This window comes from Leptospira alstonii serovar Sichuan str. 79601 (assembly GCF_000347175.1).
Classification (GTDB): Bacteria; Spirochaetota; Leptospiria; order Leptospirales; family Leptospiraceae; genus Leptospira; species Leptospira alstonii.
In genome coordinates, this window is record NZ_ANIK01000028.1 from 219434 (window position 1) to 244027 (window position 24594).

At 44.0% G+C, this 24594-nt stretch carries 16 protein-coding genes; 9 read left to right on the forward strand and 7 right to left on the reverse strand.

All coding sequences use genetic code 11. The features are described from left to right. Entirely contained in the window at positions 1–1311 is a 1311-nt protein-coding gene (locus tag LEP1GSC194_RS06815) for a glycosyltransferase (RefSeq protein WP_020772781.1), read from the forward strand. Positions 1312–1492: 181 nt separating this feature from the next. Here LEP1GSC194_RS06815 and LEP1GSC194_RS06820 read toward each other — a convergent pair whose 3' ends face one another. Both LEP1GSC194_RS06820 and LEP1GSC194_RS06825 read right to left on the reverse strand, forming a co-directional pair. Further along, the gene (locus LEP1GSC194_RS06820; RefSeq protein WP_086005159.1) at positions 1493–2554 is read right to left on the reverse strand and encodes a glycosyltransferase family 9 protein; all 1062 of its coding nucleotides are present in this window, start codon (positions 2552–2554) and stop codon (positions 1493–1495) included. Next, positions 2551–3153 (reverse strand): DUF4254 domain-containing protein, encoded by a 603-nt coding sequence (locus LEP1GSC194_RS06825; RefSeq protein WP_020772840.1) that lies wholly within the window; start codon positions 3151–3153, stop codon positions 2551–2553. Before LEP1GSC194_RS06825 ends, LEP1GSC194_RS06820 begins: the two co-directional genes overlap by 4 nt. Before the next feature lie 126 nt (positions 3154–3279). Between LEP1GSC194_RS06825 and LEP1GSC194_RS06830 the strand changes: the two genes are divergently transcribed. After that, entirely contained in the window at positions 3280–5052 is a 1773-nt protein-coding gene (locus tag LEP1GSC194_RS06830) for a patatin-like phospholipase family protein (protein ID WP_020772920.1), read from the forward strand. Here the strand turns inward: LEP1GSC194_RS06830 and LEP1GSC194_RS06835 are convergent. The 5 genes from LEP1GSC194_RS06835 to LEP1GSC194_RS06855 form a co-directional block, all read right to left on the reverse strand. Continuing rightward, positions 5035–5673 (reverse strand): nucleoside phosphorylase-I family protein, encoded by a 639-nt coding sequence (locus LEP1GSC194_RS06835; RefSeq protein WP_020772870.1) that lies wholly within the window; start codon positions 5671–5673, stop codon positions 5035–5037. The genes LEP1GSC194_RS06830 and LEP1GSC194_RS06835 overlap by 18 nt on opposite strands. Next, on the reverse strand, positions 5663–7600 hold the full coding sequence (locus LEP1GSC194_RS06840; protein ID WP_020772913.1) for a long-chain fatty acid--CoA ligase: 1938 nt from the start codon (positions 7598–7600) through the stop codon (positions 5663–5665). The genes LEP1GSC194_RS06835 and LEP1GSC194_RS06840 overlap by 11 nt, the downstream gene beginning before the upstream one ends. An 11-nt stretch (positions 7601–7611) precedes the next feature. After that, positions 7612–8628, reverse strand: coding sequence for an N-acetyl-gamma-glutamyl-phosphate reductase (argC, locus tag LEP1GSC194_RS06845; RefSeq protein ID WP_020772747.1), 1017 nt, complete (start codon positions 8626–8628; stop codon positions 7612–7614). Between the two features lie 210 nt (positions 8629–8838). Then, on the reverse strand, positions 8839–9939 hold the full coding sequence (gene recA / locus LEP1GSC194_RS06850; RefSeq protein WP_020772841.1) for a recombinase RecA: 1101 nt from the start codon (positions 9937–9939) through the stop codon (positions 8839–8841). A 221-nt stretch (positions 9940–10160) separates the two neighbouring features. Further along, positions 10161–10973, reverse strand: a complete 813-nt coding sequence (locus tag LEP1GSC194_RS06855; protein ID WP_017809914.1) for a hypothetical protein — start codon at positions 10971–10973, stop codon at positions 10161–10163. Between the two features lie 802 nt (positions 10974–11775). On the opposite strand from LEP1GSC194_RS06855, the gene LEP1GSC194_RS06865 reads away from it, so the two are divergent. The 7 genes from LEP1GSC194_RS06865 (at position 11776) to LEP1GSC194_RS06895 (ending at position 24594) form a co-directional block, all read left to right on the forward strand. Further along, positions 11776–12165, forward strand: coding sequence for an HIT family protein (locus LEP1GSC194_RS06865; protein ID WP_017809134.1), 390 nt, complete (start codon positions 11776–11778; stop codon positions 12163–12165). Positions 12166–12203: 38 nt separating this feature from the next. Beyond that, positions 12204–12581, forward strand: coding sequence for an LIC11742 family lipoprotein (locus LEP1GSC194_RS06870; RefSeq protein ID WP_017809133.1), 378 nt, complete (start codon positions 12204–12206; stop codon positions 12579–12581). A 49-nt stretch (positions 12582–12630) separates the two neighbouring features. Continuing rightward, positions 12631–14016 carry a TldD/PmbA family protein gene (locus tag LEP1GSC194_RS06875; protein ID WP_020772895.1) on the forward strand — a complete coding sequence of 462 codons (1386 nt, stop codon included), beginning with the start codon at positions 12631–12633 and terminating at the stop codon, positions 14014–14016. Beyond that, on the forward strand, positions 14013–15347 hold the full coding sequence (locus LEP1GSC194_RS06880; protein ID WP_020772927.1) for a TldD/PmbA family protein: 1335 nt from the start codon (positions 14013–14015) through the stop codon (positions 15345–15347). The genes LEP1GSC194_RS06875 and LEP1GSC194_RS06880 overlap by 4 nt, the downstream gene beginning before the upstream one ends. 138 nt (positions 15348–15485) lie before the next feature. Further along, on the forward strand, positions 15486–21149 hold the full coding sequence (locus tag LEP1GSC194_RS06885) for an alpha-2-macroglobulin family protein (RefSeq protein ID WP_036041654.1): 5664 nt from the start codon (positions 15486–15488) through the stop codon (positions 21147–21149). 489 nt (positions 21150–21638) lie between these two features. Continuing rightward, the gene (gene pbpC / locus LEP1GSC194_RS06890) at positions 21639–23744 is read left to right on the forward strand and encodes a penicillin-binding protein 1C (protein ID WP_081605049.1); all 2106 of its coding nucleotides are present in this window, start codon (positions 21639–21641) and stop codon (positions 23742–23744) included. A 52-nt stretch (positions 23745–23796) separates the two neighbouring features. Continuing rightward, a complete protein-coding gene (locus tag LEP1GSC194_RS06895) occupies positions 23797–24594 on the forward strand; it encodes an AAA family ATPase (protein ID WP_036041658.1) in 798 nt (265 codons plus the stop codon).

Here is a 24594-nt window from a genome sequence, read left to right on the forward strand (position 1 = left end):
ATGAGAATTCTTTATTTTTCTGATACCTTTCTTCCGAAGGTGGACGGTGTCGCGATTTCCATGAAAAATTTCGCGGATCTTCTTGCCAAAAGAGGTCATACGTTTGCGATCTGTTGTCCTAAATACGGGGAGGGAGATTTTGATTCCATAGGAGATGGAATTCACATCGAAAGATTCAGAAGCGGATATCTTCCGAGTTATCCGGATATCAAGGTCGTTCTTCCTTCGCCGACCAAGATCAAAAGAATCATCAAAGAATTCGAACCGGATCTGGTTCACATTCATACTCCCGGTCTGCTCGGTCTTTACGGGATCAACGCGACCGAAAAATACGGAATTCCTACGATCGGAACCTATCATACTTTGATGTCCGAGCAGGACATGTATCTTTCCTTTTACAGACTTCTCAAACTGGACAAACTTTTTTTGAAAGCGAGTAAGTCGGATAAGAAATTGAAGATGAAGGATCTGAGTAAGATCGAAAAATTCGATAAGTTCAATATCCGCAAAAAGATCATACTTAAAATTTCAAACAACATCTACGAACGTTGCGATCTAATCATTTCGCCGTCTCATCTGATCGAAAAACAACTCCGTGAATTCGGATTAAAAACTAAAATTGCGGTCATATCGAACGGACTCGATCTTACGAGTTTTAAAGGAACCATCAAACAACTGCCTTCCGCTCCGAAACTTTTACACGTAGGGAGAATTTCCTACGAGAAAAATTGCGACGTGATTTTAAACGCATTCAAACTGATCCACGACGAAATTCCGGATTCCACTCTTACGATTATCGGGGACGGTCCGGCGCTTTCTTCCTTGAGAGTTCAGGCTCAAAATTTAGGCGTGGAAAACGCGGTGACTTTCACCGGGTTTATCAAGAGAGAACAACTTCCGGAAGAGTATCCGAAATACGATCTGTTTTTAACCGCTTCCACAATGGAAACCCAAGGACTTGTGATTTTGGAATCCGTTGCCTGCGGACTTCCCGCCGTCGGAGTGGATTCCTTTGCGATTCCTGAACTCATCCACGACGGAAAAAACGGATTTATCGCCAAACCTTTCGACGTAAAAGGAATCGCGGAAAAAGCGGTTGCGATTTTGAAGGACCCGCTTCTTTACGAAAAGTTTTCGAAAGAATCCATCAAGATTTCCAAGGGGCACGAAATGACGGCCTGCGTGGATAAAATGGAGGAGGTTTATAAGACGGTTGCAAGCGTTAAGAATAAGAAAAAAAGAAACACACTCATCAACATGCTTTTTTCCCTGCCCGATCCGTTGGATCAGTTCTTAAGGTTTTTTGAATAGAAGCCCGCCTCAAAACTTTCCACTTGAGGTTCACGCAAGACATATTACAACATTAGAAACCGTTTTTTAGACGACTTCTAAAGGTTTTGGAAAATTTTCAACTCTAAACGCGAAAAATGAATATTCGGTTTTTATGATAAACAAACGGACAAAGACGGATCTTTCAAAAAGCTTCTGTCAATTAAAACAGAGTATTGATGTTGTAAACGACCCGAATCCTTTTGATCACGTCTTCGGGTTGAATCCATTCCATACAAGCGAAATCCTTACGATAACAAGTCCTGTTTCCGTAGATACTACAGGGCCTACAAGGTAAATTATCGATTTGTAATACCCCCGAGTCTTCCTGGCCGAACGGAGCGAAACCGGAATAAGGATGTGTTGTTCCGTAGATTCCGATCACCGGTCTTTTTAAAAGTGCGGCGATGTGTACGTTGGAGGAATCCATACCGATCATGACGTCCATCCTTTCCATGATCCCGAGTTCGCCTCGAATTCCGAACTTACCGCCGGAGACGATCTTCAAAGATTCCTCGAAGCCCCGGTTCCACTCCGCGAGAATTTTGGATTCTTCCTTGGAGCCGAAGAGGAAAATTTTAACGTCCGGAAATTCTTCCAGAAGAAGTTTCAGAAGGGTTCTGCTTTTTTCTCGAGGCCATTCTTTCAGAGCGTGTCCGGCAAACGGAGCAAAACCGATCCAAAGACTTTCCTTTTTTTGAATATTCTGAGATTCGAAAAATTCTTTCGCGAACATTTTGGATTCGGGGTCCACGTTGATCCAAGGACCTTTTCTGGCCGAAGCGGGATAACCCGCGTTTTCGAAAACTTTGAGATAACGATCCACGGTATGCGGAAGGGGAGTGAGAATCTTTTTCTTTTGACGGATCTGTCTCAGTTTTTCCTTTCTTCCCTTTACGATTCGGAACACTCCGATTCCGCGAATGGAAAAAAGAAGACTGATCAACCTCGAACGAACGGAAGAATGAAGGTCGATCACTTTTTCGTACGGGCCCAATTTGTCAATCTCCTTAAAAAGTCTATAAAGGCCCACGATTCCACGGTACCGTTTTAGATTAAAGCCGACCACGTTGACGTTCGGAATATTATAAAAGAAAGGTGCGTAGTTTCCCCGTGTAACAATCGTAAGTTGGATGTTCGTATATTTTGCCGCGATCGCTATGAGCGCAGGCGCCATAAGAGCGACGTCTCCCATGGCCGAGAATCTCATGACCAATAAATTCATGATTTTTTAGAATAAAGAGAAGGGTTCAGATTTTGATCGTTGTACATCTTCATCTGACGATATACTTTGTAGAATTTGTCTCCGTTTTTTAAATCTTCCAGCAGTTCGTCCAAACATCGGGAGAGATCGATTCTTTGTTCCAGAAGAACGTCGAGTTTGTGTTTACAAGTACGAATATGATTTTCATCCGCGTCCTTTCTTTGAGTTTGTTCTTCCATGTGATAGATTTTGAGTTCGAGAATGCTCATACGATCGATAAGCCAGGCGGGAGTTTCCGAATTCATTCTCGCCCCCGATTTTTTAGGGACGTTTTGAAATTCGGAGGAAATACGGTCGTCCAAGATTTCGACGAGATCGGTGCGTTCTTGGTTCAGTTTGTCGATTTGTCTTTTGAAATTGACCAGTTCCTTATCCGGCAGATCCGGTCTGCGGATTTCGTCTTCTACGTGCCATTGAATCGTATCGATTTGATTTTTACTGTAGAGGATTGACTCGACGCTGTCGGGAGGAAACGGATTCGGGGAAGCAGTCTCTTTTTTATGCCAGTCAACCACGGATTGTCTAAAAACGGTTACGACGGAGTTCGCTTTCAAAGTCATTGTGTATAACATTGTGCGATAAGCCAGAAAATCAAGAGAAAAGCACGGAAAGAAACGCGATTCAAAGATGAGGCATTGAGAAATTCTTTACTTTATCGTCCTATTAAATAGAGTCACCAACGTTTTATGGCACGAAAAATTCATCCAGAAATTCTGAAATTTCTTTCCGGGATATCCTTGTTTCACAAATTATCTCCGGCTGTCCTGACTCGCATTTATCAAAACATCGAGGAAAGAAACGTATATAATCACGACGTAATCTATTATCGGGGAGATATTTCGGATAAACTTTTTATAGTTCGACACGGAGAGGTGATGCTTACTTTCGGAGAATCCGGAAAGTCGGTCAAATATCTCGGTGAGGCGGATTTTTTTGCGGAGAATAGCCTCATGACCCGAACGCAACACGCCGGTTCAGCGATCGCAGTGATGGACACTTTGCTTTATGTACTCGACGGACATTTTTTTCTCAAACTTGCGGAGAAAGAACCGATTCTTTCAAGCAATTTGATACGGTTGATGAGCAATCGATTCAGGGAACATCTCGAACCGGAAAGCGGAATCACTTCTCTTCCTAGAAGGATGATCTGTCACGTTCCTTTGGAAGAAGTGCAAGGTTATAAGGAGAAGTTAGACGCCATCGTAAAGATCGGAGGTTATTCCCACGAAGGAAAGATGACTTTGGTCCCGATGGAATCTTTCGAAAAGGTCAGCATACAGGACGCGATCCGAAGGTTATCCTTACTTAGAAATCAGTTCCCGGTCATTCATTTGTATTTTCAACAATCCGGTTTAAAACCGGAGCTCGACAAACTTCTCTTACAAGCGGATCAAATCGTTTTTTGGGAGGACAATCCGGAACGGAATCAAAAGAAAAAAACGGAAATCATCACGTATTTCCGATCCCGAATTCGAAATTTCGCCGGAAGGACGATTCGTTATGTGGATTCCGTCAATTCGATACGACCCGAAGATAGCGTAAAACATCAGAAAATCTTTCATAAGGAAGAAACGTTCTCCAGATACCTCGTATCTAGAACGAGAGGTTTGGCTCTGGGAGGCGGCGGCGCGCGGGCACTAGCCCACGTCGGGCTTTTAAAAGTATTAGAAAAAGAGAATATAAAAGTGGACGTGGTTTCGGGAGCTTCGTTCGGAGCGGTGATCGCGGCCTTGTATGCGCGCGGGGAAAACACGGATACGATCCACAAGATGATTCATAAATTTTTCGGGGGAATGGACAAACCTTTCGATCCCACCATTCCTCTCGTTTCCTTTTTCAAAGGTAAAAAAATGAATCGAATGCTGAAGGATGCATTCGGTTCCGCGCTCATCGAAGACCTAAAAATTCCTTTTGTGACTTCGGCGGTGGATCTTCACAGCGGGGAAGAATACGTGATGGATCGCGGGCCCGTCTGGGAAGCCTTAGCGGCTGCGATGAGTCTTCCCGGAATGTTTCCTCCCATTTTTCACGGAGATCATCTTCTCGTGGACGGAGGTGTGATCAATAACGTTCCCGAAAATTTAATTCGACAAAAAGGCGCCGATATCATTTTGTCGGCGAACGTTTCTCCTCTCAGAGACGAGGCGATCGTAAGACTTTTGGAAGACCGAAAGATAACCGGAAAATCCTTTTTCAAAAATTTCTGGGAGGATTTGAAGTATCCTCCGATCCTCAAAATTATGGGAAGGGCCATCACATTGGAAGGAAGGGAAATCACGAAACTCAGAAAGGACAAGATGGATCTATTTATCAATCTTCATATAGAGGAATTTTCCTTTTTCGATTTCAACAAGTTCGGAGAGATCATTCAAAAGGGAGAGGAAGAAGCGAAGACGCATCTCGAAGAAATCTACGATCTTTTTTATCCGGGGAAAAAATTCTCAAAGAAAAAAAGATAGAAGAAACTCCTGAAGCCTTGCGGATTCCTTTTTGTAATTGGATCTCCATTCCTCGCTTCCGGAAGGTCCTACCGTGTTCGTAAGAGCAAAGAACGAATAAAGAGGGATCTGAAAATCATGACAAACTTTTGCGAGTCCGAAACATTCCATATTCTCAAAGCCCAGGTCGTGATCTCTTAGATATTCCAGAGCTTTTCCGGAAACGTTTTCAATCGTAATCGAACCGGTAGCGTTCGTTTTTGAAACCAGAATTTCTTCTACGGATTCGAACTCGAAAGAATGAGGGAACACAAACGAGTCGGGAACGATCTCCGGAACTCGGATTCTTCTTTCGATTTTTCCGAGTTCTTGATTTTCAAACTGAAACGAGAACCCGAATCGATTTTTCCAAAAACTAGGATGCATCCAAGGATACACTCCGGCAGAACCTATAAATAAAATATTGGAGGGGAGTGTCAGATCTTTACTTATGCGATTTAATAAAAAACTTTGAAGCCGTAAACCCGCTTGTAAATTTCCGATTCCACAAACGGAAACGGCAAATTTTCCGTCCTTCGAAATCAGATCCGATTCTTCTTCGATCGCGGAACAAATTAATGTTTTTGAATGTTCAATCTTCATCGTTTTCATACAATGATTGAATGACTTCGTGATACAAAGAAAAGATTACGTTTCGTTTGAGCTTCATCGTTTCGGTCATTTCCTTTCCTTTTTCAAATTCTTTAGGAAGAATGTGGACGTGCGCGATTTTTTCGAAAGATTTAAAACCGGCCTTTGTGGAGATTTTATCCTTTACGATATTCTTAAAGAACGCGCTTACTTCTTTGGAAGAATTCCACTGGGTAGGGTCTTTCGGAATTTTTTTCTCTTGCGATTGAAATTCTTCTTGGACGCGATCAAAGAAGGGGACGATCAAAACACCCAGATTCTTTCTGTCCTGTCCAACGACGATCACTTGATTGATGAATTCGGATTCGGTGAGTTTCGCTTCGATCGGAGCGGGTTCCAAGTTTTCTCCGCCTGAGAGAACGATCGTATCTTTGGCCCTTCCCGCGAATTTCAATTCTCCCGTATGAGTCCAGGTCAAAATGTCTCCCGAATCGAGCCATCCGTCTTGCAGAGATTTGGCGGTTTTTTCGGGCTCCTTATAATAACCGACGGTTACGTGCGGTCCCTTGTGCCAAGCGACTCCTTTTTCTCCGGGAAGACTTACGATTTTTCCGTCTTCTCCTACGAGTTTGATTGCGGTTCCGGGTAACGGAGCGCCGATCGCACCGTTTTTCGGAAGAGGAAATTCTCCGATCGCACCGATCCCGGTCGTTTCCGTCATACCGTATGTTTCGATGATCGGAATTCCCGCGCTTCGAAAGAAAAATTGAATGTGCGGGGGCATAGCGCCCGCGCCGCATAACGCGAAACGGATTCTTCCTCCGAATAAATCTCTCACTCTTTGCAAAATTTTATAGGAAAGAATTTTAACGGGAAATAGAAAAAGAAGAAACACGCTCGCTACAAAACGATCGATCGTTTTTTGATTCGGGTTTTCGGTCTCCGTACTCGCATAAGAATCTCGCATCGTATCTTGAAGACTCTTAGTAATCGCGGCCATTTTTACCGCAAAATGAAAAAGTTTTTGTCTGAGAGGAGGACTTTTACGAACCGTATCGTGAATTCTTTTATAAAGCCCCTCCCAAAGTCTGGGAACCGAAACGAGCACGGTGGGTTTTACCTTTTGCATATCCGCAGGAATTGTGGGAACCGAAGAACAGGCCATGGAGGCGCCCCAGGAAATGAGAGTCGTTTCCAAAAGTCTTTCGGCGATATGCCAAGGAGGAAGAAAGACGATGGTCCTATCGTTGGAGGAAGCCGGAACGAATTCCTGAAGTTGGTGAATTCCCCAAGTAAAACTTCTGTGATTCAACATCACACCTTTCGGCGCGCCCGTGGTTCCGGAAGTATAGATGATGGTCGCAAGATCTTTACCGACTAAACTTTCTCCTCTTTGATCGTAGGGTTTGTCGCCCTTTTTGGTTCTGGATTTTTCTCCTTCTAAAAGCGCGTCTTCTAAAAAGAAGAATTTTGCGCCGGAAAGTTGTGAACGCGCGGATTCCAAGTCCTTCCATTTGGAAGGAGGGTCGATCAGTAGAATCGTTTTTACGTTTGCAAGGCTGGATGTATTTTCCAATAATTTCTTTAGGACTTTTTCGTTTTCCAAAAAAAGAATCCCGGCTTCGGAATGTTCAAGAATGTATTTCAGGTCGTCGAGTGTAGCGTCACAACCGCGGGGAACGTCCACACAACCGATCGTGACCAAGGAAAGAGAACAAAGGGACCATTCATAACGATTATCGCATATAAGCGCCGCCGTGTTTCCTCTCTGCATCCCCAGATCGATTAGAAACGTGGAAAGGTTCTTAAGATTTTCATACCAATCCCGATAAGAGATTCCTCGGAAATCGCCCGATTCCTCCCGAATCCAATACATCGGACGATCCGCGTAAACGGCGGTTACGTCCCTGAGTAGATGATAAAGGCTCGTTTTTTCCATACGATTTTTTTTTAAGGGAGTAAGCCCAGTGTTTCCCTGACTCCGGTCATCAGATTGATGTTTTGCAGTGCCTGACCCGCCGCTCCTTTTAAGAGGTTGTCCAGAGCTGCAACGATGACTAACGTGTTTCCTCTTCTACGAAGTGCGATGTCCAAAAAGTTCGTGTGTTGTATTTTTCTCAGTTCGACCTCTTCCGGCGTTTTTAGGATTCGGATGAAGGGTTCGTCTTTGGAGGAATTTTGCAAGACGGAAATCGGATCGACGGAGGATTCCGAATTGAACTCCAGTACGATTGTCGAAAGAATTCCTCTAAAAACCGGAAGCAAATGCGGAGTAAAAACGACTTCCGGCTCGGGAAGTCCCGATTGAGCGTAAATGTATTCCTGTATTTCGGGTTCGTGTTGGTGAGAGAGAATCTTATAGGCTCGAAAATTTTCATACACTCCCGTAAAGGAATAACCCGCGTCTTCCGTTCTACCGCCCGCGCCGGAAACGCCAGACTTGGAATCGGCTACGATCCGAGGCCTTAGATTTTTCTTAAGTTCGCCTAACAAAAATACGGGAAGAATTACGGAAGTGGAAAAACAACCCGGATTGGAAACAAAGTCCGCACCTTTCAGTTTATCCCTAAAAATTTCAGGGATTCCGAAGACCGCCTTATCGACGTAGGAAAAACGGGTGTGTTTTAGTTTATAATATTTTTCTAATATTTCTTGATTGTGAAGTCTATAAACCCCGGAAAGATCGATAACCTTATGACCTGCGTCCAAAAATTTAGGAGCCGCTTCGATCGATACTTCGTTCGGTACGGCGAGGACGACTAAGGATCTTTTCGGAACTTGGTCTTCGTGTTTGCAAAAGGTGAGATTTTTTGGAAAAGGGATTTCGGGAAAAACTTCGGCGATTGTTTTACCCGCAAGTTTATCGCTCGTGATATGAACCACGTCGTGTTCTTTTTGGCGGGAAAGAAGAGAAAGTAGTTCTTTACCGGTTAAACCGCCGGCTCCTAAAATGCTGATCTCTGCCATTAAATTCCAACTTTTTTTTGGAAACCTGTCCTAAAAGGTCCTAGCTCTTCCGAAAAATGTGGGAACTCCCACAGGTTCTTGGAGAATTTGGGACAAGCTCTTGGTTTCTTAAGAAAGATTTTAATTTGGGGAAGATACTGTAACTAAAAAAAAACGCCGAATGATTTCTCATTCGGCGGTCAAGGGTTCCTAAAAAGAAAGCCAGTTTGTTTAGCCGGCGGCCTGTTCTAATTTTTCCTCTTTGCGCGGTTTTTTATTTTCCTGCGCTTGTAACAAAGGGAGGCCGTTTAGATCTCTGATCATATTTTCAACGGTAAAGGCGATTTCCGGGTTGTTTTTGAGATATTCCTTAGCCGCGTCTTTTCCCTGCCCGATTTTCTCCGTATTGTAAGAATACCAGGCTCCGGCCTTATGAATGATATCATGCTTTACACCGAGGTCAACCAGAGAACCCTCTCTACTGATTCCCGCGTTGAAGATTATATCAAATTCCGCCTGTTTAAACGGAGGCGCACACTTATTTTTAACGACTTTGACTCGCACTCTATTTCCAATCGATTCTTCCTTTTCCTTAATCGTTTCGATCTTTCGGATGTCCAGACGAACCGAGCAGTAGAATTTCAGAGCGTTTCCGCCTGTGGTCGTTTCCGGAGAACCGAACATTACACCGATTTTCATCCGGATCTGATTGATAAAAACGACAACGGTTTTGGATTTTGCAATCGTTCCGGTGAGTTTTCTAAGAGCCTGGGACATGAGTCTTGCTTGTAAACCCATGTGAGAATCTCCCATATCCCCTTCGATTTCGGCCTTGGGAACAAGCGCGGCCACGGAGTCGATCACGATCATATCGATTGCATTGCTTCGTACCAAGGATTCGCAGATTTCTAAGGCTTCTTCCCCATTATCCGGTTGAGAAACCAAAAGCTCATCGATATTGACGCCGAGTTTTTTCGCGTAGGAAGGATCCAACGCATGTTCTGCGTCGATAAAAGCCGCCACACCGCCTCTTTTCTGAGCTTCCGCGATCGCCGAAAGAGTAAGGGTTGTTTTTCCCGAAGATTCAGGTCCGTAGATTTCCACAATTCTTCCAATCGGGTAACCGCCAATGCCAAGCGCGACGTCCAAATCCAGAGAACCGGAAGGAATGACCTGAACCGCCTGTTTCGCAGCGTCCGACCCCAATTTCATGATCGCACCTTTTCCAAATTGTTTTTCAATTTGGCTCATCGCTTGCTCGATCGCTAACTTTTTGGAATCGTCTACGTTCTGAGCTTCCTCTTTACTTTTCTTCATGATACCTTCTCCCATGTTTTTTGCCTCCTTCCTTTACGGTTCCCGGAAGGAGATCCGTGTCGCATCAGCGGCAACCCTTTTTTAAGTATAATTCCCAATCCGGACAAAAATAGGATTTGCGGACCTAAAAAACGAATCAGTTTCGATTTTTTTCAAAAACTCGGGTTTATGTCACCCGGTTTTCTGGGAGCAAATTTAAAATATATGTAAGTATTTGTATAGCAAAAATTTGAGTATTATTGAGAAAGAATCGATTTTTTTTCCTGATCCAAAGTCTTCTGAGCTTGAATCGCTTTTCGAAGGGTTTCTCTGTTTCGAATCCAAAAACTTCGAAAGAAAAAAATCGTAAGAACCAGAGCGCAGACGAAAAGAAGGACGCTGATTGTGAGACGGAGCCAAAAGGAAATCCCCGATTGAGAAGGAAAGAAAAACAACGTGCCGTCGTTCAATCGAATCTTTTCACAACCTTGGCAATTTGTATTTCGCGTTTTAAAAAAGGAATTCAGTTCTCCTACGGCGATTTTCCATTCGGAAGTTTCTTGAGAGTAGAGAAGGGTTTCATCCTCGGAAAAATAATAAAATGCAGCCGCTAATCCGGTTTTTAGGAATTCAACGGATGCGATTCCGGTTTGTCTTCCGAGATAAAAATCAACATAATAGTCTTTGATTGTAAAACTTCGAATCTGAGAAAGATTCGGAAATTCATTTCCGGTTGATACCCGATGAAACAGTGTGGACTTTTGATTTCGGATTCGGATTCCGCCTAAGTTCGGAATTTTTTCCAGTTCTTTTTTAAGAACGTCTTTCGACGGAAAAGAAGAATTTTTAAGTCGGGAAGATAGGATTTTTTTCAAATAGGCTTCCAGTCTGGATTCTTCCTCTTTTTTCCAAACGGGGATCGACTCGACAAGCCAGGATTTTTCCACGGTTGCCGGATCTCCTAAAAATCTTTTTATAACTGCGAGTCCGTCCGCAAGAGTCGTCGTTTCCGCGACTACGGATTGATTCCAAAATAAAAGAAGAGCGAAGACGAAAAAAAGACGTTTCATAAAGTCCTCATATTACATAAGTTTAATTATTATCTAAAAGCTCGAAACCGAAAATTCCCGTTTGTATTAAAACGATTTCGATAGGTTTATATTGCCGACCATTAAAGCTTTGTTTCAAGAGATTGTCCCAAAACCTCGAAGGAAATTTGCTGGAGTTCCCACGTATTAGATGTCAGCGATTAGGGATCAGATGTCAGGGTTAAAATTTTTTCGATTTTATCCATAACGGCCCGGAAGAGATCCAGCTTATCATCGTTTAAAAACGTAGGAGTTCCCACATTTTCAGGTTTTGGGACAAGCTCCAAGTATTTTTCAGAGAAATGCTACTGAAAAAGGACTTGACCGTTCCATTTGAAAACGAGTTCGACGAAATCCTTTTTAGAACCCTCTAATTTAAACGTGTAAAAACGTGCTCTCATCTCATCACTTTCGGATCATCGGATTTAAAATGGATACGGACCTCCGCAAAAAAATGAGGATCAAGATGAAGGCGAGTTTTCGATTTATCAATGTATTTGTGTAGACTCATGTCTTTTGATCCGAATCGTTGATCTATCATCATATCAGCAGTGTTCTCGTAGAAAGACGTTGCGGTTAAAGCCGACACTTTAAGTTTCCGATTCGTTCAAACTTTCCTAGATCGAATTCATGTTACTTGACGTTTTTTTTATAAATGAAGGATCGATTTCGGAAATCATTCCAACATAGGAGCTTAACCTAATTTCCATCCATCGACCATTTTCTCCTATACAAGAGAAGAATCTTTGAAATAATCATAGAAATCGATTTTTAGGTTTTTATCATGTCCGACTGTCCTCTCTGCAAGTTCCATCAGTCCGGTGATCGCTCCGAAATTCTCATGAAATTCGGAGAGTTTTCGGTACGCCACTGCGAAGAAGAAAAAAGGCTCAAAGGTTATCTTTACATCGAACCTCGTTCGCATTGGACTTCTTACCGGGATTGGACAACGGATTCGTTTTCCGATTTCGGAAAGGCTCTTGAGTTTGCAACATCCTGGATTTATAAAAATTATTCTCCCGTTAAGGTTTATACCGTCACCGTTTCGGAAATGGTTCCTCACATGCACTTTCATCTGATCCCGAGGTATTCCGACGATTTAAAAGGAATCGACTATATCCGGCTCGCTTTGCAGGGAAAATTACCCGAACATAACTACATTCGAGATTTATAATGTTTTCTTTTTGAAATTTTAAGAAGGGGAGGAAGTTTATGAAAGTTTTGAGACGGAAAAACATTCTGTGTATAGCGATTGTTTCTTTTTTGCTGGGCGGTTGTATCTATAGGGACATTCGAGTTCCCGGACTCAGTACGAACTTCACTCAATACGTTTTGAACTCGGATGATTTTCAAATTTTAGGAACGGTGGAAACCGAAGGAGTTTACACTTCTTGGTTTTTACTTTGGGTTACGGGTGAAACCGGTTACAGAGAATTGCTGGATAAATCCAAGGCACTCGGCGGAGACGAGATCATCAACTACCGTTTCGAAGTCGAAGAAACGAGTATTCTTCTGATCGTTTGGAATCGAATCAAATGGAAAGCGACCGCTCACGCGATCAAATACAGGGAAAAAATCAAGAAACCTTGATCAAAAAGAACTACGGACTCCGAACTTCTTAGGAGTCTAAAAGGATAGAATGCAGACAAACAAAGCCCAACTCATCCTGGAAGCGGGACTTTCCAGAAAAGCGGATTTCGTAGAAATATTTGAAGAAGAAACAAGATCTTCTTCCGTAAGTTTAAGAGATCAAAAGATAGAACAAAGTTTTGCGGGAATCGACTACGGAATCGGAATTCGACTTATCTACGGAACCGACGTTCTTTACGCACATACCAACAACGAAGATCCGGAACATTTGATTTCTTTAATAGACTTATTGGCGGACTCCAGAGGAGCCGCAAAGGGTGGCGGGCAGGCCCTCGTTTTCAGAGGGGATCTGAAAGTTCCTTCCTTTCCGGAAAATATAAGAGACCCGCGCAAAGTAACTCCGGATGAAAAATTGGAACTTTTATTTCGTGCTGACAAAACCGCTCGAGGAATTTCAACTAACATCGTGCAGGTGAGCGCTTCCGCGTCCGACTCGGTTTCCAGAATTGGGATTTACAATTCGGAAGGACTTTCTCTCGAAGATTTGAGGGTGAGAAGTCGTTTTAGCATCAACGTCGCTGCGGAAAAAGAAGGAGAACGATTTGTAGCCTCGGAAAATCCGGGAGCCAGAAAGGGTTTTGAGTTTTTCAGTAACCTTCCCATTGAACAACTTTCCAAGACGGCGGCGGAAAGAGCGCTTTTGATGTTATCCGCTGGATACATCCAAGGAAAGAAGATGCCAGTCGTGATGGGGAACGGATTCGGCGGTGTGATCTTTCACGAAGCCTGCGGACATCCGTTGGAAACCGAAGCGATTCGTAAAAAGTCTTCTCCCTTTGTGGATAAGCTCGGAGAGAGAATCGCGCAATCTTGTTTGACCGCGATCGATGATGGAACGATTCCCGATTCTTGGGGAAGTATCAACATGGACGACGAGGGGTCTACTCCTCAAAAAACGGTTTTGATCGAGAATGGAATTTTAAAAAGTTATCTCGCCGACCGAGTCGGAGCCGAAGAAGTCGGAGTTCCACGCACCGGAAGCGCGAGAAGAGAAAGTTATATGTATGCTCCCGTTTCCAGAATGAGAAACACATACATTGCCTCGGGTAAGGATTCTTTTGATTCCATGTTGGCCGGAATCGAATACGGACTTTTTGCCAAAAAAATGGGGGGAGGTTCGGTCAATCCTTCCACGGGAGAATTTAACTTTTCCGTAGAAGAAGGATATGTTATCCGAAACGGTAAAGTCTCCGAGCCCGTTCGAGGCGCGACTCTCATCGGCAAAGGAGACGAGATTCTCCCCAAGATCAGCATGGTCGGAAACGATTTGGAACTCGCCGCGGGAATGTGCGGAGCCGCTTCCGGATCGGTTCCGGTTACGGTCGGACAACCTACCTTGAAAGTGGACGAAATTCTCGTCGGAGGTCGCTCTTGAATCTGGATAGATCCGTTGAATACGTGTTAGACGTCTGTAAAAAGAAAGGACTCGACGCATACGATCTCGTAGCTTCCGAATCGAAAGACGTGGGAATCGAACTCTTTCGGAAACGAGTGAGTAATACCGAACTTTCCAATTCTCGAGGGATCGGAATTCGTTTGATTCAGTCCGGAAAACCCGGATATTCTTACAGCGAGAAATTGTCCGAGGAAGCGCTGACGCAGATGGTAGAAGACGCGGTCGCTCAGGCTAAAATTTCGGATCCGCTTGATATCGATCTTCCGGGAACTTCAGAACTCCCTAATATTCACATTCGTTCTTACGAAGAATCCCTGGAATCTCTCGGTTTTGAATGGTTGAAATCCACGGGTGAAAAATTGGACGACCTTGCCTGGTCCGTCGGGGAAAAAATAGAAAATGTTCCTTATTCTTACGCGGGTAAAACCTGGAGTCGATTTATATTAGCAAATTCGAATGGACTTTTTCACAGCGAAAAGTCGAATCTGGTTTCGGCCGGAGTTGCGTTAGTCGCAACCGATGGGAAGTCCAAAAAAATGGGCGGTTATACGCGTTCGGGTTTGGACTTAGAAAGAATCCAACCTGAATTTATCGTGTCCACAGCCGCCGAACGTTCCATGGCTCTTTTGGGCGCAAGTCCGGTAAAAAGCGGTTCTTATCCGATCGTACTTTCCAATCGAATCAGTCCTCAAATTTTCGGAATGTTTTCTTCTCCTTTTTCCGCGGATAGCGTTCAAAAAGGTCTGTCCAGGTTGGAAGGGAAGCTGGGATCCCAAATCGCATCAAAAAATTGGAATGTGTTTTGCGATCCTCACGTTGTCGACTATCCCGGTTCCAGACTTCTCGACGCGGAAGGCGTTTTGACCCGCAAAAAAGCGGTGATCGAAAACGGAGTCCTTCAGACCTATCTCTACAATTTGGAATCCGCGAAAAAGGAGGGTGTTTCTCCAACCGGGAACGCGGTTCGTTCTTACGGTGGAAGGGTCGGCACTTCGTTTAACAATTATGTGGTTCCCAAGGGAGATAAATCTCTCAAGGAATTGTTAAACGCATACCCGGAATGTATCTACGTTTTAAAATTAGAAGGCGGTTCGGGATGTAGCGCCGTTTCCGGTGAGATCTCGATCGGTGTGCAGGGGATCTATTATAAAAACGGAATGCCGGTTCATCCGGTCGATCGTATAACGATGAATCTAAACTTTTTCGATCTCCTTTTTAGAATCGAAGGAATTTCAAACGAATACAACGATTCTTATTCTTCGATCAAGGTTCCGGACATTTTGATTCGGGAAGCGAGTATCGCGGGTTAATCCGGTTTTTCGCTTGCGCCTCTTTTGAGCCCGAGGTTTTCTTTCCGAAACATACAAACGATTCGGGAGAAAACCTTGAATTCCCTATCTATTTCTTTTTCCAAAGCTCGCAACATCTTTCAAAACTTAAATTTTCTTTTGGGGAAAAACGGAAGGCTGCAAAATTTTTGTTTTATAATTTTTATACTCTTTACGGGAAGTCTGAACGCTCAGGTGAAAATCGAATTTGGTCCCACCGGAGAAGTTAAAAAACCCTCTCAAATCAGAGCCCGTTTTTCCGAATCGATGATTCCACTCGGAAATCCAAAATTCTCTTTGTATCCTTTTGAAATTCGTTGTCCTCTTCAAGGAACACAACGTTGGGTGGACGATAAGAACTGGGTTCTTGAATTTCCCGAACTGCTTCCGGGCGGAGTAGAGTGTATTTTTGAAACCAAAAAAGTAAAGTCGGTAGCCGGAAATTCTTTGAACGAAGGAGAACGTTTTTCCTTTCATACGGGCGGACCGGAACTTGATTCTTCTTATCCCTACGAAGGCGGGGTTATCAATGAGGATCAGATTTTTATCCTGGATTTGGATTCGGAAGCGGATCTTTCCAGCGCGAGCGATCATTTATACTTCGTAACGGAAGGTCTGAAAGATAAGATCGGTTTCAGCAGAGTCGGCTCTTCCGTCGAAAAGGAAATTTTAAAAGCCGCTTACAGAGAAGGCAAAAGCGAAAAGACAATTCTGATCAAACCCGATCAAAAATTTCCGAGTGGTAAAAAAGCTTATCTCATCTTAGAACAAGGACTCAAATCCAAATCGGGAGTCGCCAGAAGTTCTACAAGAAAAATTGAATTTACGGTCAGGGATCCTTTTCGTGCGATCTTCAACTGTGATCGAGTGAACGCCAAGTCTGCTTGTATTCCTTCTCTGCCTTTGACTCTCAATTTTAATTCTCCCGTTCCCGTTGAGATCCTTCGTAAGATTCAGCTTCAGACGAGCGACGGAAAAACGATTCCCGCTAAAGTTTCTTCCGAAAACGGAAGCCATGACTACGGAGTGAGTTTTCCGGCGCCTCTTTCTCCAAAGTCCAAGTTTCAAATTCTTCTTCCATCCGGAGTCAAGGACGACGCGGGACGTTCGCTTACCAATCAGTCTTCCTTTCCTCTCAGCGTATCGACGGACGACTACCCGCCTCTTTTGAAGTTTGCGTCTACGTTTGGAATTTTAGAAAGATTTCCGGAAGCCGTTCTTCCGGTTACGATTCGAAACCTGGAGGCGGAGAATCCGGTCCGCCTCTATCAAGTCAAAACCAGTCCGGATACTCAAGACAAGGTTAAAGAACAATTCGATAAGTTAAAGGAGAAGGGGAAAGAAATCCTGAATTGGGCTACGGGCAAGGATGAAAAGCAGAATTCCAATCCCCCAAAACAATTCACGGGAAGAGAAATGATTCTCGATTCCACACAGATCGCGGAGATCGTTCAATATCTCAAGACGATCGAAGACTTAGAACATCAGTATTCTATCTTTGATCCTTCCAAAAATCCGCCTCCTACGAACGAGATCAAACTCCAATCCAAACAAGGCGCTCGTCGATTCGAGGTGGTGGGAATTCCTCTCAAGAAACCGGGTTTTCACGTAGTCGAAATGAAATCGGACGTATTAGAAAATTCTTTATTAGAAACCAATCAACCGTTTTACGTTCGAACCGCCGCCTTGGTGACCAATCTTTCCCTGCATTTTAAATGGGGAAAAGAATCCTCTCTCGTTTGGGTGACAAAATTGAACGACGCCAAACCAGTTCCGAACGCAGACATTCAGATTTTCAATTGCAAGAATGAGAAGATTTTTGTCGGTAAAACCGGTCCTTCCGGAACTTTGATCGTAAAAGGAATTCCTACGCGAAATAAGGTTCCGTATTGTTCTTGGAGATCCTACGAGAACGGTTTGTTTTTGACCGCGGCCTTCGAAGACGATTTTACGTTTACGCACACTCGTTGGCAAAACGGAATCGAAAACTGGAGATTCAATCTTCCGGGGGATTACGGAAGCAGTAACGTTGTCTTTCATCCCGTTTTAGATCGGACCTTGTTTAGAGCGGGAGAAACCGTTTCTATGAAAATCGTATCGAGAGCGAAAAGAGGCTCCGGGTTTGAAATTCCGGGCCAGAATGAATATCCGTCCTTTGTAAAGATCATCCATTCGGGGAGCGAAAAAGAATATTCCATTTCTTTAAAATGGAATCCGGAAGGAACGAGTTCGTTTCAGTTTAAAATTCCTAAAGAGGCAAATCTGGGAGTTTATCAGATTTTGTTAAGCGAATTCCCGGCAAAGGACAAAGGTCAGGTTTCCATCGGAGAATTTAGGGTGGAAGAATTTCGTGTTCCATTGATGAAAGCCGACTTCCAGACTTCCGGCTCGAATATCAGTCCTTCTAAGTTGGGACTTACGGGAAATGTTCGTTATCTTTCCGGAGGGGGAGCCGGTAAACTTCCGGTTCTTTTGAGAACCAGAGTTACGGTCGGAGGCGGAGTTTATTTTCCGGACTATTCCGACTTTTTATTTAGCAACGGTTTGGTGAATCAGAGATCGGAAGAAAGCGAAGAAACTTCGACTTCCGCGGAAGGTTTTACAAAAACCCAGCTTACCTTGGACGAAAAAGGTTTTTTTGAAACGACTGTGAAATCCATTCCGGAATCGAACACGACCCAAAGACTCGAAACCGAACTCGAATACAGAGATCCGAACGGAGAGATTCAGAGCGCAACTAGGTCCTTTCCGATTTATCCTTCGGAATATCATATCGGAATCGCTCCCGAAGGCTGGGCCGCGGTTCAAGATTCCGTTAAGTTCAAAGTGGCGGTTCTTGATTTAAAGGGAATACCCGTGGAAGGTAAGAAGGCGACTGTCGTTGCTTACACTAAGAAATATTATTCCAATCGAAAACGTTTGGTCGGCGGTTTTTACAGCTACGAACACAAATACGAAGTAAAAGAAATCGGAGAATTCTGTTCCGGAAAAACGAATGCGAAAGGGATTTTATTTTGCAGCGGTCCCGTAAAAGCAACGGGAGAGGTTTATTTTGAAGCCTCTCTTTCCGGAGAAGACGTAAAGGCAAATTCTTCCGTTTGGATTACGGGCAAGGAAGATCTATGGTTTGCTGCAAGCGATCACGATCGTATGGATCTTCTTCCCGAAAAGAAAGAATACCAAGCGGGTGAACGAGCTCGCTTCCAGGTCCGAATGCCGTTTCGGGAAGCGACTGCGCTCGTTACCGTGGAAAGAGAAGGAATTCTCAATTCGTTTATCAAAACCTTGAGCGGCAAAGAACCGGTAATCGAAATTCCGATTGAAAGTTCCTTTGCGCCGAACGTATTTGTTTCCGTTTTGGCTGTACGAGGCAGAGTCGACGGCCCGAAAGAAACCGCCCTTGTCGATTTGGCAAAACCTTCCTTTCGATTGGGCCTCGCTCAAATTCGAGTCGGTTGGAAACCGTTCGAGGTTCCGGTAAAAGTGGAAACGGATAAAACCGTTTATGGGACCAGACAAAAAGCAAAGGTAAAAATTCAAATCGATCATCCTTCCGCGCAGGTTAAGAAGGACGCAAGGATCACGTTAGTCGCGGTTGACCAGGGGCTTTTGGAATTGAAACCAAACGATACCTGGGATTTACTCCGAGCGATGATGCGAGAACGAGGAAATTCGGTAGAAACTTCCACCGCGCAACTTCAGGTCGTAGGTCGCAGACATTTCGGATTAAAAAGTTTACCTCCGGGTGGAGGCGGGGGCGGGGCGACTACGAGAGAGTTGTTCGATACTTTGCTCTATTGGAAGTCGGATTTAAAACCGAACGAAAACGGATTTTTAGAAGTGGAAGTTCCTTTGAACGATTCCTTGACCTCGTTTAAAATCGTCGCGATCGTACATTCCGGAAAGGATAAATTCGGTTCGGGCTCGACTCAGATCCAGACCACAAGAGACGTTCTCGTCTATCCGTCCATCGCTCCGTTTGCGAGAGAAAGGGACAATGTACAAAGCGGGCTTTCCCTCAAAAACACGACCGAAAGAAATTTGGAACTCACGATCAGCCCTAAAACATCACCGGATCTTAAATTAGAAACTAAGAATATTCAATTAAAGGCGGGAGAATCCGTAAACGTTCACTGGAGTCTATCGATCCCTTCTAAAAAGGACGAGATCGTCTATGAGTTCCAGACCAAAGAAGTCGGAGGAGCTTTTACGGATACGGTTCGTTTCCGTCAGAAAGTGGGAGAATCGGTTCCGGTCCGGGTTTTACAATCTACTTTTCGACGTTTAGAAGACGGCAAACTCAGTCTTCCGATCCAAGAAAATCAGGAAGCGATCGCAGGAAGCGGAGAGCTTGAGATCAGTTTAAAATCCTCGCTTACGGGCGGAGCGATTCTTTCTTCGAGAGAGTATATGAGCAAATATCAATATACCTGTCTCGAACAAAAACTCTCAAAGGCGATTTCGTCCGGATCTCAGAAAGAATGGGATCAGATTATGGATCAACTAAGCGCTTATCTCGACGGAGACGGATTGTTGAAATTCTTTCCGTCGTCTTGGTATGGAAGCGAGATTTTGACCGCGTATGTTTTGATTCTCTCTTCGGAGTCCGGAAATAAAATTCCGGAACAGACTCGGGGAACTCTTCTAGAAGCCTTGAATCGATACAACAAAGGTTTGATTTATAGAAACAGCTACATTTCCAATACTGATTTTCTATTGAAAAGGATTATCGTGCTCGATGCAATGTCTCGTTTTCAAATTGTGGAAGACGACGTGATTCGTTCCGTTCAGACCGATCCGAAAATTCTTCCTTCGGACATTTTGATCAGCCTTCGAAATCTCTATTCCAGATCCAATTCCTTCAAGAAGCAGATTCCTGCGTTAGACGTCCTTTTGAAGTCAAGATATAGAATTCAAGGAACCTCTTATAACTTTACGGACGAATCAAGTCTTTGGTGGTTGTTGTCTTCCAACGATTCGACCGTGATGAGAACCATTCTTTCCGTGGCAAAAGATCCGAGTTGGAAAGAAGATCTCCCTCGTTTGATCCGAGGTGCGATCGCAAGACAGTCCAAGGGACACTGGGATATTACACCCGCAAACGCACTCGGAATTCTCGCGTTCCAAGCATATTCGCAACAGTTTGAAAAAGACAGCGTGGAAGGAAACACTACGATTACTTTGGAAAACAATACGAACACTTTGGAATGGAAAAATAAAAAAGATCCTCCGACTTTATCGATCCCCATGCCCAAAAGTACACAAAACCTGGAGTTCGTACAAAACGGAAGTGGAAAACCGTATGCGGTCATTCATACAAAGGCGGCCTTGCCTTTGAAAGAAAAACTCGAAAGCGGGATGAGAATGGACAAGGAAATTCTGGATGAATCCGGAAGTAGGAAGTCTTCTTTCAAAGAAGGGGATTTGGTCCGTGTCCGTTTAAAAATTCATACCGAAGCGGCTCTTTCTTGGGTTGCGGTCAAAGATCCGATTCCCGCGGGCGCGAGTATCTTAGGTTCCGGACTTGGAAACGATTCCAGATCCGGTGCGGAACTGGCGAAAGACGACAATTGGTGGTCTTCTCCTACGTTCGTAGAACGAAAATGGGAAGGTTATACCGCGTATTTCGAATACTTACCGGGAGGTTCCGTGACTTTGGAATACGTATATCGAATCAATCATTCCGGAAAATTTGTTCTGCCTCCGACTCGGGCCGAAGCGATGTATCTTCCGGATCAGTTTGCGGAACTTCCGAATCCGGATCAAACGGTAACGAAGGAGTAAGTTGCGAGTTATATCATCAAAGCGGAGAAGACAGGGTTATTCAAAAGACAAAAAAGGGGCGGAGGTTTCTCCCTATGACGCGCCCCTTAGGAAGCGTCATACTAAGTTTTTTGCGATCGCGTTACGCGTCTTTCAGATGGGCCAAAGATGTGGGCGATTTTTCAAGTGTTCCGACGTTTCAAGTGGCGAGTGGTTAGGATTTTAAATGCAGAACATGCGGCTGTTCCTAATTCCTAGCTACTCGTCCCTAACATCTAAAACGCAAGTGTTCCGATAGAAGGTATACTTTTTACTTGCAAAAAGTATGATTTTATGATAGAGAAAAGTCTCCTGAGTCTTCCCACCTCCTATTTCGCGACCCGTAGGAGGCGAAATAGAATTTCTTTCCCCACCACCTACAATCAGGGTTGGGTGGCCGATTTTTTACGGAGGATTGTCGGAATTCCGACTCAGTTTTCCGCAGCTTCGAATCATTTGCGGGGCGTTTCTATGAGCCGCTTATATGCTACCGTAATAGTTATCCTCAAGAAAAAACGACTCCTATTTTACTGTATCAGTATATTCTTGTATTCAAATATTCTTTTTTCCGAAGGAGTTCCGTCTTATCGGGAGATTCGAAATTCGTATCATTCCTCGGACGGAACCATTCTGGATCTGCACGGAAGATTTTTACAGACCGTTCGCCTCGACTCCAGAGAAAGAAAACTTGCTTGGACGGAAGAGGGGGAAATTCCGGAGACCTTGCTGTTTTCCTTGTTCTTACAGGAAGACAAACGATTCTTCGAACATTCGGGAGTGGACCGACTTGCAATTTTAGGCGCGGTGAAGGATCGAATCCTAGGAAACTCAAAACGAGGAGCGAGTACTCTTTCCATGCAACTTGCGGGAATCTTTCTAGGAACGAAACCGGGCAGCAGAAGTATTTTTGACAAATGGGAACAGATGAACCTGGCTCAAAAACTCGAAGAAACTTGGACGAAAAATGAAATCGTAACCGGATATCTGAATCTGACTCAGTTTCGAGGAGAATTGAGAGGACTTAGAGCGGCCAGCCGAGGTCTTTTTCAAAAAGAACCATCCGCGTTAAGCGACACCGAATCCATTCTTCTCGTAGCGATGCTTCCGTTTCCGAGAGCCAAGGCTGCAACCTTGGCAAAAAGGAGTTGTATTCTCGCCAAAAAAATCGGACGAGAGGATCTCTGTGATTCTTTTGAAAACGTAGCAAAGATTGCAACATCCAAGATCACAGGGCTTCCATCCACGGAGGGAATCGCGTTTCACGCGGCTCAGAAAATCTTCAAAGAAAATTCTGGGATTCTTTTCAGGGACGCAAAAGTAAGAACTACCTTGGACTTCGATCTTCAATGGAAAGTCACGGAACTTGCAAAAAATAACATAGACGGACTGAAGAAACAGAACGTGTCCGAAACCGGAATCCTCGTTATCGAGAATACATCCGGAGCGATACTCGCATACGTAGGAAATCTTCCGGAAAGTTCTTCCTTTTATGTGGATGCGATCCAGTCCAAAAGACAGGCCGGCTCCACTCTCAAACCGTTTTTATACGCACTCGCATTTGAAAAGGAAGTATTAAAACCGAATTCGATTTTGGACGACAGCCCAGCGGAATGGAACGCGGTTTCGGGCATTTACAAACCCGGAAATTACAGCAATGTATATCACGGAAACGTACAGGCAAAATTTGCGTTGGCTTCTTCGTTGAATATTCCCGCGGTTCACGTATTGGATCTTGTAAGTGTTCCCGATTTTGTTCAGAGTCTGCGGGAACTGGGTTTTAGCGGACTTGAGAGGGCGGACTTTTACGGATCTTCTCTCGCACTCGGAAGCGCGGACGTCACTTTGTTCGAATTGACAAACGCATACAGAACTCTTGCGAACGGAGGAGTTTCTTCTAAACCGACGTTCGACCCGTCCGAGGCAAGGCAAACTCTTTCGGAAAATTTTCAGGAGGGAAATCTCTGGAGCAGAATTTATTCCAAAGAATCCGCTGACACGTTATCCGAAATACTTTCCAACCGAGAATACAGGTCCCTTTCCTTCGGTCTGAACAATCATCTGAGTACACGATTTTTTACGGCGGTTAAAACGGGAACCTCTCAAGACATGCGGGACAACTGGTGTGTGGGTTATTCGAAAAGATATACCGTAGGAGTTTGGGTCGGAAACATGAACGGCAGTCCGATGTGGGATGTGAGCGGGATCACCGGAGCGGCTCCGATTTGGAACGCGGTGATGAATCTCTTACAAGAAAGAGAACAACACCCGGACAATCGATTTTTAGAAACCTTACGAGATTTACCTGTGCGCCAAGTTTCGTCTTCTATTTCTAAAATTTTGCTTCCCGGAAATGAAACCATATATGCGCTCGACCCTGACATTCCAGAAGGAAGGCAAAAACTTCGTTTTTTGGCGTCCGTATTTACGTCCGGATTAAGATGGATCTTGGACGGTAAAGAAATGCAAGAAGCAAAAGAGAAAGACGTGTTCTGGAAACCGGAGCGTGGATTTCATATTCTTTCGTTACGGGACAAGACCGGAAAAATCATCGACAGTGTCGTTTTTGAAGTCAGATAGTTTTTCTCTTGCAGGGAACCGCCTTCAAGTTAGAATCAATCCAAGACTTCTCATGAAACTATCGACTGAAACGTATCTTTTATCTCCCGCGTTGGAAGAAGCGATCCTTCTCGCCGAAGTAACTTCTCGTCCCTTACTTTTAAAAGGAGAACCCGGAACCGGAAAATCTCTCTTAGCCGAATATCTTTCGAATCAAAAAAAACTTCCTCTTTATACCTGGCATATCAAGTCGATCACTCAGGCAAGGGAAGGATTGTATTTTTACGATGCGGTTTCCCGACTGAACGATTCTCGTTTTTCCGAAGATTCCGAAAAAGTAAAAAATATTGAAAACTACATTCGGCTCGGTGCACTCGGAGAGGCGTTTAACCTGGACCAAAAATCGATCGTACTCATCGACGAGATCGATAAGGCCGATATAGAATTTCCGAACGATCTTTTGTTGGAATTGGATAGAATGGAATTTTTTATTCCCGAAATTTCAAAACGTATTCAGGCAAAACATCGTCCTCTTACGATCATCACTTCCAATAACGAAAAAGAATTACCCGCCGCTTTTTTAAGAAGATGCATTTTTCATTATATAGAATTTCCGGATCCCGAATTTATGAAAAAGATCATTCTTTCCCATTATCCGGGAGTGGGTCATACGTTACTCATCAAAGCTCTCGAAATGTTTTATCTCATACGAAGAATGGACGATCTCAAGAAAAAGCCGGGAACGAGCGAACTTTTGGATTGGATCCAAATTTTGGTACATCAAGGTGCGGTTCTCAAGGAAGAAGTAAGAATTCCGTTTCTCGGGGCTTTGATCAAAAACGAGGAGGATCTGAGGTTATTCAGAAATTAA